Below are 1762 nucleotides of genomic sequence, written 5' to 3' on the forward strand. Positions count from 1 at the left end.
GGCTTTAATTTGATGCGGAGTGTTGGCCCTGCGATTGGTGGTGCCATTATTGCAACTTTGGGTGCATCTGCTGCTTTTTTGTTTAATGCTATAAGCTATATTCCTCTTATTGGTGCGTTATTTTTCTGGAAATCGAATTATAAAAACAACCCATTGCCACGAGAAAGACTGTTAGGAGCTGTCTCAGATGGTTTGCGTTATGTTGCGATGTCGCCTAATCTCTTAAGTATTATGGTTCGAGCGTTCCTTTTTGGTATAGGAGCAATTTCGATTTTAGCACTTTTGCCAATTGTTGCGCATAAAGTTCTCGGAGGAAATGCCCTTCTTTATGGTACGTTGCTGGGTTGTTTTGGGTTAGGAGCCATGACAGCAGGTATTATTAATGAATTTGTACGGCATCATTTTCGTTCAGAAACAATTATTGCAAGTGCATTTATTGGTTTTGCCTTTTCTTGCTTTTTATTGGGAATAAGCCGTTCACTGATTATAAGCCATATTGCTTTATTTCCTGCAGGTTTATGTTGGGTTTTGGCATTATCGTTGTTTAATACATCTGTACAACTCTCCACACCACGCTGGGTTGTAGCTCGTTCTTTAGCACTTTATCAAACGGCATCTTATGGGGGGATGGCTATTGGAAGTGCAATCTGGGGAGTTTTGGCTGATGGTTATTCTCCAACAATTGCTTTGAGCATTTGTTCTCTATTCTTGATTTTAGGTGCTCTTGCGGGGGTAAAGTTTAGAATTCAAGAAATTCCTCAGATAGATTTAAATCCTCTTGATCATTTTAGAGAGCCGGAATTATTACTCGACCTCAAAGCAAGAAGTGGCCCGATCATGATAATGATTGATTATCAAATTCATGAAAATGATCTCGAAGAGTTTCTTAAAGTGATGACGCGTCGACGCCATATTCGGTTACGCGATGGTGCGCGTCAATGGGTCCTTTTACGAGATCTGGAAAGACCTGAATATTGGACAGAGGCTTATCATATGCCAACATGGGTAGATTATTTACGCCATAATCATCGTCGCACAAAAGCGGATGCCGAAGTCAATAAGCGTCTGCGTCATTTAAATTGTGCTCCTAACGGTATAAGAGTGCACCGCATGATTGAACGCCAAACAATACCCCAAGCCAATGAGATGCTTTTAAAAGTCTCCTCTGATCATCTCCCTTAGGGTTAAAACAGTTTTTTTGTAAAATATTAAATTATGTTAATATTATTTTGATCAATTTTTTTGCATAAGTGCAACAACAAAAAAACGGGTATTACAATAGTTAATATATTGACTTAATAAATGACTAATTATCATTTTTTATGGTAAATAATAGTCTTGAAAAATTTAAGTTTTTCTCATTTCAAATCTGTTTATCTCACTTTATATTGCATCAATCAAAACCATTTTCTTGTACGTCACAAGTAAGAGTGGGTATGATAGAAAAAGGAGGATTTCTAATAAACTATTTCGAGTACCAAGGTTTATTACGACACTTTAAATTAGAAAATAGAATGATGATACCGGCTTATATTTTTATTAAGCGTAAAGATGGGGCCATGCGCAATGAATTTTATATATTTTACGAGCGTTGTTGTGAAATAGGTTCGAATGCATTGAGAAATGTTTCTTAAAAAAGCATGTGAATAAGCAGCACAACAATTTTTATTTTAGGCGTCCTATTTTGAGTGAGAAATAATCATATTAAAAGAGCGAGAAAAATAAAAACGTAAGACAAAGCGTAATCCCTATTATTTAAAAA

Annotated in this window: 1 protein-coding gene; it reads left to right on the top strand. The window is 36.2% G+C overall.

Features of this window, described 5'->3' with window-relative positions:
• Positions 1 to 1182, top strand: a 1182-nt coding sequence (locus ACFIO3_RS12590) for an MFS transporter (RefSeq protein ID WP_375704567.1), incomplete at its 5' end; no start/stop codon positions are given.
• Positions 1183 to 1762: the final 580 nt, after the last annotated feature.

The organism is Bartonella sp. AD328YNZD, from assembly GCF_042196425.1.